A 15,698-nucleotide genomic window follows, 5' to 3' on the forward strand; every position below is an offset into this window, starting at 1 on the left:
GCATTTCAGCACATGCTGATGCGAGGGCTTTTTGAACAATAACCGATCCGAACACTTCATTCTATCGTAGGCCTTAACGGAAGGAACCGGGATCTGGGTAAGTGGGTTGTGGAGCCAATCCCATCTGTGGCGCCAATCCCTCAGCGGCCTCCATTTGTTGCATTTTCTTCGTATACTCCAATACATTCTTGTTCACCACATAGGTGCGAGCGATCATATCATGAAGCGCCTGCTTGTGCTGAGTGAAGCCTGCCATAATATGCCCGACTCCCAGCGTTGCCACTGTAACCAGTCGACACCAATAGCGAACACTAGCCTGGCCAAAGGTCAGCGGATTCATCCCTTCATCCACAACCACAATCCCCAGCGCCATTTTCCCTACGGTTCCTTGAACCTTAGACGACTCCATCAAGGCGTAATAGAGCCATACCCCTAAGCTTAATGGAATCGCAGCAAGAAAAGGGAGCATCATACTGAAAAAAACCAGGAGCGCACTTACAGCCCCGGGGTCTTCACCATCAATAGCCATAGCTAGCCCTACGGGTATAATCGACAGCGGAATAAGTATAATTGAAATAATCATGCCAATTATAGAACTTGCAGTACCAATAATAAAAGAATCAATAACATAAGCTCCTAGTCGTTTCCAAAAACCTGCATGCATTGCTCATACCTCCAGCATTCAATGATGTAGTCGTGTTATCAGTATAGCGCCATAGCACCGTAAAAGAGCCCCATTAGTCCAGATGCTCCGAGCCTCCAGGAGATGCTTCCATTGATGAAGATGCCTCCATCTGCTTGGCATACGCCAGTACATTCTTGTTCACTACGTACGTATGGGCGATCATATCATGAAGCGCCTGCTTATGCGTAGTGAAGCCTGCCATAATGTATCCGATCCCTAAGGTAAGTAAAGACACGAACTGACTCCAGAAGCGGGCGCTAGCTTGGCCAAAGCTAACTGGCTTCATTTCTGCATCCACCACCACGATGCCCAAGGCCATTTTTCCTACCGTCCCCTGCACCTTGGACGACTCCATCAGGACATAATACAGCCATACCGAGGCGACATTCGCCACAGAGGATAGTAAAATAAGTATGACCATCATAAAGACGCCAATCATATCAGACTCTGTTGATCCTAGCTTTTCTAATGATGCAACAATAAGACCTATCATCCCTAGAAACAAAGGGCTCAGGACAAGCATGAATCCTAACACCGCCACAGTGCCTCCAAAATATATGATGATGAAATCTATCACATAGGCTCCTAGCCGTTTCCAAAATCCTGCATACATTTCAATTACCTCCGGCATTCAATACGGGCTACCGTTCTGTACAACCACATGAAAAACGCTTCAAACACCTTCACCTTGATGTCAGGTCCATACCGACTTACTGGCGAAATCTGTCACATTGACTAATATAGTAGATTTAGCACAAAAAGAAAAGGTAGCTTTATCCAATCATTGGAATCAAGCTACCCTTGCCTATAGATTATTTGTCATGCTCCCCGTACACGAAAGCAGCCACAATCTTACAATGCCTGCCTGAAGCATAGTAGAGCCATATAGAGGATACTATCACGGTCACAATCCTGAACAGGCGTGTCCTTGTGTGTCAAATAAAATAACAGCAACGACTATGATATCAACACAAGAGGCAACCAATCTTTTCTAAAAAAACTGCCTACAAATATACAGGCACCATTTTCCATAATATCGGAATTAATGGTACCTTTACCTGTAGATCCAGTTGCATACAATTACGTTGCATGTGCTAAGCAGGGAATCTTATTGTTTTGGTTATTATTTTACTGTGCAGCTCACGGCTAGAATTGGTCATGTAAGCTCTGGGCTAACATGGGTCATGGTCGGAGCTATGGTTCATACTCAGCTAAATGTTCATACTAGGCAATGCTTATCATTATCCCTGCATAACAGAAGCTACAGCGTGCTCCTCTTCAATCTCGTAGCGGTAGCATAGCACCTGATGTCCATTGTTAAGGAAGCTGTAGAACTCATCCTTCACAAAACCAAACTTCTCATAAAGTCCAATGGCCTGGACCATCCGCTCACCTGTATATAGATATACATAGGGCTGCTTCCACACGTGGGAGGATTGAACGCATTGCTGAAGTAAGGCACGAGCTACCCCATGCCCCCTCCAGTCGGGATGCACAGCAAGCAGACGGATGAATGGATAAGGTATCGGCGACTCGAATCCTTCGTAAGCCTTCGCTGCCGTCTCAAATAGCTGGACGGTTCCAATGATGCGATTCTCGATTTTGGCCACCCACAGCTCCTTAATCTCTGGATTATGGACCGATTCTCTGATCTCTTTGAGGTATTGCTCCCATGTCTCTTTCTGCTCATATGTCTCCTGATACTGCATATAACCTGCAACGAGTACATCGATAACAGCCGGATAATCCTCCTTTAACGCAGGCTCAATGACTAAAGTGGTTGCCATATCTCTTCCTCCTCTCACCTATACCAAGTTAACCTATGGAAATTATAAAAATTATATCATAAGACCTGTAACATATCTCATTCAATAAATCTATCATTCATTCCGAATATTCAATAAGACGCATGGGCAAGGCGGCCATATATATGTCTTGTACATACGTATCTTGTACATACGTATCTTATGCGTACACGTCTTCTACATACGTGTTTTCTACATCCGAGTCCTACATCTCACATATCAACATATACTGCAAGTATCAACGTTGCTCATCCATAGTAGTCGATTTGTAGTCGATTTGTAATGACTATGCGTTCATGTGTAGTTCATGTGTAGTTCATGTGTCGCCCATGCGCCTACCCTGCTACGACAAATGGCCTCGCCCATGACACGGACGAAGCCATTTGAAACAGGTACAGGTACTTATACCACTGCTACTGATACTGCTATTGCATCATTAGTTGGAGACTTTCAGCTTGATGGTTACACATACCCGAGGCTCATCATTAGAGATTCCATCCTGGATCGACGCTTCATGCTCTTCCTCAACCACTTGCCATTGCCGCTGAAGCATAACCTGGAGCGTGTTCAGCTCTTGCGGATGAAGCCACAGCTGACGTAGGGAGTTCTCATCCTGAATATAGTCTCGTTCTGCCTTCCGCCCAAAGCGAAAATCAAGCAATCGTTTGACACCATTGATATGAAGGAACTTGAACTCGTAGCCCTCGCGTAGAGCTCGCTCCCAATCCTCTTTCAGCTCCTCCGCTGTCTGAAGACGTTCAAGCACATCCATTTCTGGCTCCTTCACCTTGGACAGCAAGGAATCCAGTGTACGGCTACGAAGAGCAGCAACGATCACCCCAACCGGCTCGCCGCTAGACAGCATGTTCTCCATCAGCAGCCCTACCGGAATAGAAAGACGTACACGCTCAGAATTGGATGGATGGCCTACACCGGTATCTATCTCGTTTGTCGTAGCAGCATTCGTTCCGTTATTACTAATATGATCACTATTACTCGCCACACTATTCGGGTCGTCATTCAGATAGCGTGCGAACCAAGCATTGACATGGTTAAAATTATCTACGCGCAGCGATGGCTTGCCACTCTTGAGCATCGAATGATTGCACCCTGGGAAGCGTACGAGTCTTGTCGTCCGGCCATGACGCTTGAGCGCCGTATATAGCTCATCAGCCTGAGCAATCGGTGTACGCAGGTCCGCTTCGCCGTGCAGTAGCAGTAGTGGAGTTCGGATATTTCGGACATGCGCCAATGGGGATCTGGACCAGAGCATCTCCAGGTCATCAATAGGATTACCCCCAACGACTCCCTCGACATAGGAAATACCAATGTCACTTGTACCATACAGCGTAATCCAGTTCGAAATGGACCGATGACTCACAGCCGCCCGGAAGCGATTCGTCTGTGACACAATCCAGTTAGTCATGACTCCACCATAACTGCCGCCACCAACGCCCAACCGATCCGCATCCAGGAAGTGATAGCGCTCAAGGGCAGCATCGACGGCTTCCATCAAATCCCGATAATCGCCTCCGCATACATCTCCGCGACAGGCTCGTGCAAATTCCTGCCCGTAGCCCATGCTACCACGCGGATTCACCCACAGTACGGCATAGCCTTGAGCCGCCAGTGTCTGTAATTCATGGCTGAACGTTCCCGTGTACATCGCATGTGGACCGCCATGAATTTGCAAGACTAGTGGAAGCTTCCCGTGTATCCCGGCACTTTCAGATGTCGCTACTGCCTCAGTTGGCTGCTCCGGCCACATGATCCAGCCCTGAATGGTCAAGCCATCCGAGGCTGTGAAGCTAAAGCGTTCTGGAATAATGACCTCCAATTCGGCAAAATAATCATCATTTAGCCGTGTCAATCGCTCCACTTCACCAGAACGCAGATCTGTTCGGTAGAGCTCTGCAGGCAGCTTGTTTGTCAACGCAGCTGTGATCAGTTGCGTGCCGTCCGGTGATACGGTGTATTGGTAAATATCCTTTTCCCCGGACCCGGTTACAGAACGAACAACTCCATCCCTATTAATACGATAAATGTCGACAGTTCCTTCATGGGTCCCCGGTACATATACAGCAAGCTCCTTACTTGCAGGATCTATCTGCGGTGAGCGGGAAGGCGCAGCAGACTTCATATCACTTAATGCCGCATTACCAAGCTGCATATCCAGTCCTGGTGCCAGCAGCTCCGGTCTGCCGCCAGCGACGGGCACAATATATAGCCGCAGATGACTGCCGCTACCGTAGAGTCGGTCACTTGCGAGCAGTGTCAGTTGCGTCCCGTCACCTGCATAGGCAATCTGCTCAATAAGCAGCTCGGATACGGTTATCTTGCGAGGCTGCTCCCCATCGAGGTTAGTCTCATAAATATCTGTAAAATACTGCAGATCCGCATCCAGTGTGGTGTCTTCCACTTGCTTTGACACGAAAGCGAGCTTATAACTATCAGGTGACCAGACTGGCGCGGTTGCATTCCAGGCTCCATAGGTAAGCCGCTTTACTTCACCGCTCTCAAGCTTATAGATGAACAAATGGGTGTATTCTCCATCCCACCAGCCACTTCCCTCGGCTCTTGGCGTAGTACGATCATATACCTTGCCTAGTAGCTGAGCCGCGCCAGTTTTTGGCGAATCAGCCTGTGCAGCTTCGTTATAAGCAGACTCTTGCTGTTTGGATTGACTCAGATCGGATGGAACCTGATTGGGTTGGCTCTGACTGGATTGACCCTGATCAGATGGGCTCTGAGCAGATTCAACATGAGCAGCACCTGTCTCCGCAGTCACTGCCGGACCTGAGCCGACCTTACGTGTGAAAGCCAGATACTTTCCGTCAGGTGACCATATGAATTGCTGAATGTTATGGTCTGGTGTAATCAGTAATGTCGGTTCAGTGGTGCTGAGCCCCTCCGATGCATCTACTGTCAGGGTCCACAGACCTTTTCCTCCTGCTTCCGTCCGTAGAAAAGCAAGCCTCGTACCATCAGGCGACCAGGCAGGGGAAGAATCCTTTCCGCCTTCAGTCAACGGTTGATCATGACCCTTCGCATCAATGAGACGAATATTCGTCGCGTAGGCATTATTCTCTCTGTCCACCGTCTGCTCGATATAGGCAATGCTGCCGTCTGCAGCAACCGTCGGCTGGCTTGGCCAACGATAGCCGTAGAGATCCTCCGGCATGATGGGGCGCTTCTTCATTCCTGCCACTCCTTCCTGTTATCGCAGCTTTTATTCTTTGACCATACGCGGGTCAAGCAGATCACGCAGCCAATCACCCAGGAAAATAACCCCCAGTACCGTTACCGTAATAGCGATACCTGGAAAGGTTGCCACCCACCAGCTTGTAGCTACGTATTGCCGACCATCGCTAAGCATACCACCCCAGGATACATCCGGAGGCTTGATACCAAGGCCGAGAAAGCTGAGTGAGGCTTCCATAATGATTGTCGTCGCCACGTTCATTCCAGAGATGACTATGAAGGAAGACAGGATGTTCGGCATAATATGCCGCAGGATCAGCCGAAAGTTATTCGCTCCCATGGCCTTTGCCGCGAGAACATAGTCCAGCTCCTTAACACCAAGCACTTCACTGCGTACGATCCGTGTATACGACACCCAGTTCGTTACACCGATGACGAAGATGAGTGTCGTAATGCCCGGTCCGACGATCGCCATGACTACCAGCATGAACAGAATCGTCGGAATAGCAAGAAAAGCATCGCCGACACGCATAATCAAGGCATCCAGCCATTTTCCATAAAAGCCGGATAGCAGCCCCAGCACAGCTCCGATTGCACCGGAGACAAGTACGGCACCAACTCCGACGATTAGCGATACTCTGGCTCCATATACAATTCGGCTCCACATATCCCGTCCCAGATTATCTGTTCCTAGCCAATGCTCTGCAGAGCCGCCATCCAACCAGGCTGGAGGCTTGAGCCGATTCAAGGGATCTACTGCGGCCGGGTCGTATTGGGTCAGCAGCGGAGCGAACAGGGCCATCAGCGTGACCACAAATACCAGACATGCTCCCAGCATCCCCGTCTTGCTCGACCACAGCTGCTTCCAGACACTATACCCCCGTACAGGCTGGCGGGCTGCAGGAGCTTCCGGCAGCGAGGTTAGGCGGGTAAATTCATTAGCTGCCATCGTACTCCACCTTTCTCTAGTTGAATTTGATCCGTGGATCCAGCAAGCGATAGATCACATCGGTCAAAATATTCGTCAGAACAACAATCAGGGCAATCACAAAGACTGCGGCCTGTACGATCGCCATATCGTGCGTGTTCACTGCGACGACCAGCAGCTGCCCGAGACCGGGCCAAGAGAATACAGTCTCCGTTATCAGCGTGCCGCCAATTAAGCTTGTGAATTGCAGACTGATAATGGTAACCAGTGGAACCAGTCCATTGCGAAAGGCATGTCTCATGATAATCACGAAGTTCGACAGCCCCTTGCTGCGGGCCATACGGATATAATCCTGATTCAGAATTTCGAGCATGCTGGACCGTAGAAGTCGCGTCATCTGCGCAGCCAATCCGAATCCAAGCGTGAACGCGGGCAAAATCAGATGAGATACGCCACCCCTGCCAGATACAGGCAAGACGCCCCACATGACAGAAAGCAATAAAATCAGCATAATCCCGACCCAGAAATTCGGCATCGCCTTACCGATGACCGACAGAGTAGAGATCAACAAATCCGTATAGGTGTTGCGTTTCACGGCTGAGATAATACCTAATGGAATTGCCATGATCACCGCCAGCACCATCGCCGCCGCCGCAAGCTCAAAGCTGGCTGGCAGACGCTCCAGCACCAGGCGAAGAGCAGGCTCACCATAACGGAAGGATTGTCCGAAGTCCCCCTGCAGGGCATCTCCTAGAAATTTGACATACTGCACATGCAACGGCTGATCCAGCCCCAGCGCCTGAGTGAGCACCGCCCGATCCTCAGCCGTAGCTGTCTCTGGCAGCATCAAGGCAACCGGATCACCTGTTACCCTCACCAGAACGAAGACGATCAGGGATACGATCAGCAGAACCGGAATGACCTGTAGCAGTGATTTTACAATATATCTCCCCAAAGACCGGTTCACCTCCTATCCTCATAAGAAAAAAAGGAACGGCCGGAACAGGAATGTCCCGGTTCCAGCCATTCATGCAATTGTAATGTAAGCTATTATTGTGCAGGTGTAATCTCGTCCGCATAGAACATTTCATCCACACGCGGCTGGTAGTTCACTTTGGAGTTCGTACCGTACACACCTTCCATTTGGTACAAATAGACTGCTGGACGCTCTTCGGAGAAAATTTGTTGTACTTGCTGGTACTCTTTCTCACGAGCAGCAGGGTCCATATTCACCAGTGCAGATTGCAGCAGCTTCTCTACCTCAGGGTTGTTATAATCCGACTCACCCTTCGCTTCCTCCAGCATATAACGGTTGTAGTTATTGGAAGCATCGAACAGGGAGTTACCGATTCCGATCATGAATATTTCCTTGAAGGACTTGGAGCTGTAACGCTCACTGAAAGCACTTGGTTCCAATACATCCAGATTGATCTTGAAGCCAACCTGCTCCAGCATGGCTGCTACAACCTCAGCTTGCTCCTTGTATACCGTAGATACAGAGATCGTCATCTCAGCTTGTCCTTCGGCATAGCCTGCTTCCTTCAGCAATGCACGTGCTTTGTCCTGATCATATTGTGTTGTCTTGTAGAGCGAAGGGTCCGCTCCGAAGTTACCTGGTGTCACGGAAGTACGGGTCACAATACCTGCTCCACCAGCAATGCTGTCTACCAGGCCTTGCTTGTCGATTGCCAGTTCAATGGCTTCGCGTACTTTAGGATCTGCTGTAATGCTTCCTTCGGTCTGGCGGAAGATCAACTGCAATACACGCTGGATTGGCGCTTTGACAATCTTCTTGTCTGCTTCGGCTTCGATGCGAGCTACGTCGGTGGACGGAATGCCTGCCGCTACATCTACGCCGCCTGCCAGCAATTCAGATACACGAGTGGATGCTTCAGGAATGACACGGAAGACTACACTATCCCATTTAGGCGCATCGCCAAAGTAATTCTCATTCTTCACCAGCTCGACACGGTCATCCTTGTTCCATTTGCTGAACTTGTATGGGCCTGTACCCACTGGCTGCTTCAGAAATTCGTCCATACCTTTTTCTTCAATATATTTAGCTGGCAAAATGCCTGCGCCCATCTTGGACAGACGGTTCAGCATGATCGGGTCCGGTCCGTCTGTGATGATATCTACGGTGTACTCATCTACAGCCTTGACCTCAACGATATTTTTGAAGTAGCTGTTCTGCTTCAAAGCGCTGTCCTTGGCTACACGCTCAATTGTGAATTTCACGTCTGCAGAAGTGAACGGATCACCATTGTGGAAGGTTACGCCTTGACGCAGCTTGAAGCGCCATGTAGTATCATCCACTTGCTCCCAGGATTCAGCAAGCCCCGGTACCTTCTTCTGCTCGCTGTCGTTCTTCACCAAATAATCAAAAACGTTAACCAGTACCGCTTCACTAGCTGTGTTGTTATTGTTGTGCGGATCGAAGCTCTCAATGTCCGTTGAGGTAGCAATCGTCAGCGTCTTGCTTGTCTCGCTACTGCCCGAATCCGTCGCTGCTGAATCTGTAGCAGGGCTTGTCGTTTGACCGCCGCAAGCGCTCAGGACGACCACCAATGCCAATACTGTTAACCATAAGCTTGCCCATTGTCTCTTTTTCATTTTGCACGCTCCTTCTGAGGTGTGGTATGTCTTGCCAAAAACTCTAGTGCAACAGCTGACAACAGGCCGACGCCATAAGGCATGACCGATTCGTCGAGATCGAACATGGGATGATGAAGCGGATAACGAGTCCGTTCCTCATCATTGCCGGAGCCAAGACGGAAGAACACTCCCGGAATCTGTTCTCCATAAAAAGCAAAATCCTCACCGCCTGTAGACGGCTTGATACTGCTCCAGCCCTTGGCCCAGTCCAGACCGTTGATCGTGTCTGTAAGGAAATCCACCATTCCGTCATCATTGACGACAGGCGGGTAGCCATCCCCATAGACAACCTCGTGTCCTGCTCCAAATGAAGCACAGACACCGCTGACCACCTGCTCAATCAGCTCAGGCATCTTCGCACGTAGCCCTGGTGACAGGGTACGCACCGTACCGATCATCTCGACCTCTGGAGCAATGGCTGTCCCCATGTAACCCCCGGTAATCTTGCCGATGGTCACAACGACAGGCTCCAGCGGATCTACCATACGACTGGCGACATTTTGCAGCGCCGTAATGACCTGAGCCGATACGGCTATCGCATCAATCCCTTCATGCGGCCGTGCAGCATGCCCTCCTTTGCCAAATATCCGGATAACCAAGGGATCTGCCGAGGCAAAGGCTACTCCTTTGGTTACACCAACGGTGCCTGTATCCATGCCTGGTGTCACATGCAGACCTGCAATTGCATCGACCTGCGGATTCTGTAGAGCGCCATCCTGTATCATGGCACGCGCACCGGCCAGACCTTCCTCTGCTGGTTGGAATATGAACTTAATGTTGCCGGATTTCGGTCTGCCCAATCCCGTGAGCAACTCAGCCGCACCCATCAGCATGGAGGTATGGGCATCGTGCCCGCACAAATGTGCTTTGCCCTCCGTTTGGGAGCTGTACGTAGCCGTTTTCTGATCCTGGATCGGCAGCGCGTCCATATCAGCCCGCAGGGCAATCGTCGGTCCGTCATTCTCTCCTCGTAGTAGTCCGACAACCCCTGTCTGTCCTACATTACGGGTCACTTCCAGCCCGAGACGCTCCAGATGCTCAGCGACGATAGCCGAGGTTCGCACCTCCTCATATCCGATCTCCGGATGCTGGTGGAAATCTCTTCTCCACGTCGTAAGGCGTGACTGGAGTGACTGCCCAAGCTCCAACAATTGCGTATGTACCATCTAGTGTTCCTCTCCTTCCTGAGATTCCTTGGCGATCAATCTCGCATAGATTGCTTCTGCCGAGAACTTGATATGGTTCTTCATTCGCTCCCGTGACCGCTCAGGGTCATGCGCCTTCAGCGCTTCAAGAATTTCCGAATGCACCCCATAATTGATCGAACGAATCTGCTCATTGTAAGGCATCAAGTCGAGTGCAGGATTGATCTGGGTACGGATCTGGCGAACCGCGGATTCCAGATAGGAATTGCCTGAGGCTTTTGCAATCGTAAGATGGAACTTGACATCGAGCGCCCGGAACCACTCGCGGGTGCAGTCTGGTTCGATGCTCTGCTGGATGTAATCCTCCAGCTGCTGCAGCTCGCCTGCGGTGATCCGCTCAGCGGCCAGAAAAGCGCCCTCAGGCTCCACGATGGTTCTATATTCGAACACCTGGAGCATGTGCTCCCAATCCCTCTTTATCTCAGCGATCGTCCGCCTATGGGCATTGCCGGTAATCGGCAGGACGAAGGTACCGCCCTTGGCTCCAACCCGCTTCTCGATGAGCCCCTTCGCCTCCAGCACAGCCAGTGCTTCCCGAACCGTGATGCGGCTTGCATTGAATATCTCCGCCAGCTCACGTTCGGATGGAAGCTGCTCCTCACTCATGATCTCCTTGAGAATGATCGCTTCCTCCAGTTGCTCTCGAATGAATTCACTCACCTTGATGGAGGATACTTTCTCAAATTGGAATGGCAGCTGGTTAAGCATGTAAACACTCCGATCGTATAATGTCTAGACCTTATACCATTAGGCTTATACTCATAATATAATTCCGACTAAACTTATATGCAATAGTTTTTTTGTATATTTTTGATTATTTTAATGAATAGCACGTATAAATACGAATATCTTGCTCTTCCTCAATTAACTTCTTCCTTCACAGCAGGCCTGGATAGTAGCCCCTGCTGCTTCACCTGCTCCAATGCCTGCTCCAGATCAGCCACGATATCCATTGGGTCCTCCAAGCCGACGGACAAGCGAATCAGACCATCCGTGATACCGAACTTCTGCCGTTCCTCCTGCGGAATCGAGCAATGCGTCATACTTGCCGGATGCTGCACGAGCGTCTCCGGATCACCCAGACTGAAGGAGATCATCGCCAGCTCCAGACTGTTCATGAAGCACTTGGCTGCCTCCATGCCTCCAGCGACTTCAAAGGATACGATACCTCCCATGTCATCCATCTGGGACATAGCCAGCTCATGCTGGGGATGGCTTGGTAGTCCAGGGTAATGCAGTGCGATGATTCCAGGATGCGAATCCAGAAATTCCGCTACGATGCGGGCATTCGCGCAATGGGTACGCACCCGCAAACCCAAGGTTTTGAGGCCCCTGAGAATCAGAAAGGACTCCCAGGCATTGAGGTTCTGACCAAGATCCCCAGCAATTCTTTTCCGTATAAAATCAATGACCTCTGCCCTGCCTACAACAAAGCCTGCCACTACATCTCCGTGACCGTTGAGATACTTGGTCGCACTGTGCACAACCACATCGGCTCCAAGCTCCAATGGGCGCTGCAGGCATGGCGTCAGGAAGGTATTGTCCACAATGACTGGAATCCCCTTCGCACGGGCAAGATCAGCAATACTACGCAGATCCAGTACCGTCAGCAGCGGATTGGAAGGCGTCTCGACATAAATTGCTTTTGTATTAGGTCTGATAGAAGCTTCGATCAGAGCGAGATCCGTACAGTCCACAAAATCATAGCTGATCCCAAAGCGTGGTCCCATCTGTGTGACGAAATTATAGGTCCCCCCATAGATGTCCTTGGTCACTACCACGTGATCTCCCTGCTGCAGAAAAGCAAGCAGAGCCGAAGAGATGGCAGCCATCCCACTGCTGAGACCAATGGCGTCCTCCCCCTTCTCCAGATACGCTATTTTCTCCTCCAGTGTACGGGTAGTAGGATTGCCATAGCGCCCATAGTAGGTTCCCTCGGCTTGTCCTGCAACTACAGCAGCAGCTGTATCTGTATCAGGAAAAGCATATGCTACGGCTGGCACAATAGGCTGGGATACCGCCCTGGTCTTGCCATCAGGCTGTTGCCCCACATGAACCGCTGCGGTGTCGAATCTCCACTTTTTATCCATCTATAATCTCTCCATTTTCTGCATTTCTGTATTCTATATTTATAAAGGTATATATTATGAACCATTTCAAACTTTTTAAATACTATATATCTGCCCTGTTTTCACGTCAACAATATTAACGTCAAAAGCGAGAAAACATTTTTATCGGGGGACAAGAATGGACTCGCAAGTCGTACAGACATCTATACGCGAATACTTGGTGCATGCATCATAGTCCTTCCCCCACTGGCCGTCTGACATTCCCGTCGTCAAAGCTCTTGAATAGGTTTCTGCCCATAAAAATATCCTTCGTACTGACTCGTCCATTTCTGGTACGACGAGAGCACGAAGGACTATCTTATGCAAGGCTAACTCATGTAAGGCTATCTCATATAACATGCTGATTCATATCATCGTATCGCTACGTCCGCCACTTCTTCGCCAGATTGCTGATCTGAAGGGGAGTTGTCCGGCAGCAGCCACCAACTAGCTGCGCCCCGGCAGCTACCCACGCTTCGGAAGCCTCGGTCATAGTGCCACAGCTACCATGCCCACTCCATGTCTTGGTCGTTGCATCATAGGTCTCACCCGAATTCGGATAAATGATGACTGGCTTGTCGCTTGATTGCTTTAACAGCGTCACAGCTTCCGTCACCACCTCCATCGGAGCACAGTTCAGGCCTATGGCAACCAACTGTGGCTCGTCCGCCATCAGTCTCGCACAATCCGTTAGGGAAGTGCCTTCACTGATCGCTGTGCCGTCTTGGAGTGAGAAGGACAACCATGCATAGGCACGAGGAAATTCCTTCAATAGCTGTATGAGAACCTGCGCTTCCTGCAAGGAAGGAATGGTCTCAAAAGCCAATACATCTGCCCCTGCCTCCAGTAATGCAGCCATCCGCGGACGATGAAATTCAGCTAACGTCTGATCAGACACCTGATAATGCCCAACATATTCAGAGCCATCCGCGAGAAAGGCCCCATAAGGCCCTACAGAGCCAGCTACCAATGGGAAGGGGCGGTGCTTCGCATCGGTATCAAGCTCAGCCCACACATCGTCCCTCGCTTGTCGGGCCAGCTCAACCGTCTTCTTGATCAGTGCAAGCGCGTCCTCCTCCGTAAGCCCTCTTTGACGGAAGCCCTCGATACTCGCTTGATAGCTTGAGGTAATCGCACAATCAGCGCCAGCGCGAAAATATTCAGCGTGTACCTGGTATATAATCTCAGGCTGCTCTAATAATACTCTGGCAGACCATAGTGGATCATCCAGGTTACAGCCATGCTGCTCCAGCTCCGTAGCTAAGGCGCCATCCAGAATAATTACAGGATACCGGCTTAGAATGGCTTCAATCGGATTCATTTTAACCGGATTCGGTTCAGCCGAATTCAATTGAGCTTGCGTACTAGTGTTATCAACGAGATTACGATTAGTCATTAGCTTGTCCTCTCCTCTTCGTGCGATGCTGCACGTAATATACGCCATAGCAGATCGCTATGAATGGAACTCCGCAATATAGCGCAATCCGCTGGGTAGGGTCAAATGCGATCCCTATGCAGGATGCCAGACAGAGCAAGAAAGATAGAATCGGTACTACCGGGTACCAAGGGGTACGATACGCCAGGTCTTGAAGCGCTCTTCCTTCACGAAGATAGGCTCTGCGGAACATGAACTGAGAAGCGCTGATGCTCATCCAGACCGCAACGACGGCAAGCCCTGAGATGGACACAAGGGTAATGTATACGGTATCTGGTGCTATGATGCTGGACAGCAATGCGAGCCCTCCGCCCAGCATACTGAAGATCATGGCATTGAGCGGCACACCGCGAGTGGTTAATCTGGCGAACCAGGGAGAGATCGTCTGCTTGTCAGCCAGCGACCACAGCATTCGTGCCGAAGCATACAGGCCTGAGTTCGCAGCAGATAGTATGGCTGTCAGGATGACAAAGTTCATAATATCTGCGGCATAAGGAACACCTATGCGCTCCATTACGGCTACGAAGGGGCTCTCCAGCACACCTGCATCATCCATTGGGAGCAGTGCCGACAGAATGATAATCGTACCAATGAAGAAAATGACAAGCCGCCATAGCGTAGTATGCATCGCCTTTGGAATGGTCTTGTGCGGATCAGCTGTCTCCCCGGCTGCAATACCGATCAATTCCGTGCCTGAGAACGCAAAATTCACAGCCAGCATCGTCATCAGGATGGCAGTAGCTCCGTTCGGGAACCAGCCAGAGGCTGTAATATTACCGAACCACGGTGCTGACGAAGAGTCTGCCATGGGTACAATCCCTACTACCGCTGCACCACCAATTACGATAAAAAGTACGATGGTCAGCACCTTCACGGAGGAGAACCAGAATTCAGATTCCGCGAATATTTTGACAGTCAGGGCATTCATAAGAAAAATTAGTAGCGCAAATATCCCGCTCCAGACCCAGACACTGACCTCAGGGAACCAGCGCTGCATCAGTAAGCCGGCCGCTGTGAATTCCGAGCCAAGCGCCACGGTCCATGTAAGCCAGTACAGCCAAGCCACCGTGTAGCCCGTAGCTGGTCCTATATATCGAGAGGCATAGCTGTGGAAAGCTCCGGTCTCTGGCATATGTACCGCCAGCTCGCCTAGACAGAGCATGACGAGATATACGACCAGCGCACCGATCAGGTAGGATAGAATCGTGCCCAAGGGACCTGCCTGCTGAATCGTGTAGCCTGAGCTAAGAAATAGCCCCGTACCAATGACGCCGCCAAGTGAGAGCATGACCACATGCCGCGCCTGCATTTTGCGTTGAAAGCTACCTGTAGTTGGTCTGTCCGTGTTCATTGTGTCGCCCCTTCGTTTATCTATCTGTAAATTTGAATTACATACTATTGCACGAATTCACTATGTAGTCAGAATCATTCTCCGATCGCTGTGAGAGATGCCCCGATTCTTCATATCCTTTTTCCAAGGGGGGCCGAGCATAGTCTAAGCACGCAAAAAAGCACTCCTAAAACAGGAGTGCGCCATTAATTTCCCTAACACAACCGCTCCTATCTGTCAGACTCTTGTGTCTGCTGGAATTAGCACAGTATCATAAAGATCTGTTGCTGAGGCTTAATCGGGCCAGTCCCTCCACCTCTCTGGATAAGTTCAAGAATTTGTATTT

Annotated in this window: 12 protein-coding genes and 1 riboswitch; all 12 genes read right to left on the reverse strand. The window is 50.2% G+C overall.

The features are described 5' to 3' along the window. Positions 1–73: 73 nt before the first annotated feature. Positions 74–664 carry an RDD family protein gene (locus D328_RS28880; protein ID WP_018885025.1) on the reverse strand — a complete coding sequence of 197 codons (591 nt, stop codon included), beginning with the start codon at positions 662–664 and terminating at the stop codon, positions 74–76. 73 nt (positions 665–737) lie between these two features. Continuing rightward, positions 738–1,298: an RDD family protein gene (locus tag D328_RS28885; RefSeq protein WP_018885026.1), complete on the reverse strand. Its 561-nt coding sequence runs from the start codon at positions 1,296–1,298 to the stop codon at positions 738–740. 628 nt (positions 1,299–1,926) lie between these two features. Beyond that, positions 1,927–2,472: a GNAT family N-acetyltransferase gene (locus tag D328_RS0110840; RefSeq protein ID WP_018885027.1), complete on the reverse strand. Its 546-nt coding sequence runs from the start codon at positions 2,470–2,472 to the stop codon at positions 1,927–1,929. 454 nt (positions 2,473–2,926) lie between these two features. Then, positions 2,927–5,689 (reverse strand): S9 family peptidase, encoded by a 2,763-nt coding sequence (locus tag D328_RS28890; protein ID WP_018885028.1) that lies wholly within the window; start codon positions 5,687–5,689, stop codon positions 2,927–2,929. Positions 5,690–5,719: 30 nt separating this feature from the next. Further along, positions 5,720–6,640 (reverse strand): ABC transporter permease, encoded by a 921-nt coding sequence (locus D328_RS0110850; RefSeq protein ID WP_018885029.1) that lies wholly within the window; start codon positions 6,638–6,640, stop codon positions 5,720–5,722. 16 nt (positions 6,641–6,656) lie between these two features. Continuing rightward, positions 6,657–7,574, reverse strand: a complete 918-nt coding sequence (locus D328_RS0110855) for an ABC transporter permease (RefSeq protein ID WP_018885030.1) — start codon at positions 7,572–7,574, stop codon at positions 6,657–6,659. Between the two features lie 95 nt (positions 7,575–7,669). Beyond that, positions 7,670–9,232 (reverse strand): ABC transporter substrate-binding protein, encoded by a 1,563-nt coding sequence (locus D328_RS0110860; protein ID WP_018885031.1) that lies wholly within the window; start codon positions 9,230–9,232, stop codon positions 7,670–7,672. Next, a complete protein-coding gene (locus D328_RS0110865) occupies positions 9,229–10,440 on the reverse strand; it encodes a M20 metallopeptidase family protein (protein ID WP_018885032.1) in 1,212 nt (403 codons plus the stop codon). The genes D328_RS0110860 and D328_RS0110865 overlap by 4 nt, the downstream gene beginning before the upstream one ends. Further along, positions 10,441–11,187 (reverse strand): FadR/GntR family transcriptional regulator, encoded by a 747-nt coding sequence (locus D328_RS0110870; RefSeq protein WP_018885033.1) that lies wholly within the window; start codon positions 11,185–11,187, stop codon positions 10,441–10,443. Positions 11,188–11,339: 152 nt separating this feature from the next. Next, positions 11,340–12,569, reverse strand: coding sequence for a trans-sulfuration enzyme family protein (locus tag D328_RS0110875; protein WP_018885034.1), 1,230 nt, complete (start codon positions 12,567–12,569; stop codon positions 11,340–11,342). A gap of 400 nt (positions 12,570–12,969) precedes the next feature. Beyond that, the gene (gene mmuM / locus D328_RS0110880; RefSeq protein ID WP_033412872.1) at positions 12,970–13,908 is read right to left on the reverse strand and encodes a homocysteine S-methyltransferase; all 939 of its coding nucleotides are present in this window, start codon (positions 13,906–13,908) and stop codon (positions 12,970–12,972) included. Positions 13,909–13,975: 67 nt separating this feature from the next. Next, positions 13,976–15,373: an S-methylmethionine permease gene (gene mmuP / locus D328_RS0110885; RefSeq protein WP_018885036.1), complete on the reverse strand. Its 1,398-nt coding sequence runs from the start codon at positions 15,371–15,373 to the stop codon at positions 13,976–13,978. Between the two features lie 206 nt (positions 15,374–15,579). After that, positions 15,580–15,683: riboswitch (SAM riboswitch) on the reverse strand. Between the last annotated feature and the right edge of the window lie 15 nt (positions 15,684–15,698).

Origin of the sequence: Paenibacillus massiliensis 2301065 = DSM 16942, assembly GCF_000377505.1 — a bacterium.
GTDB lineage: Bacteria > Bacillota > Bacilli > Paenibacillales > Paenibacillaceae > Paenibacillus > Paenibacillus massiliensis.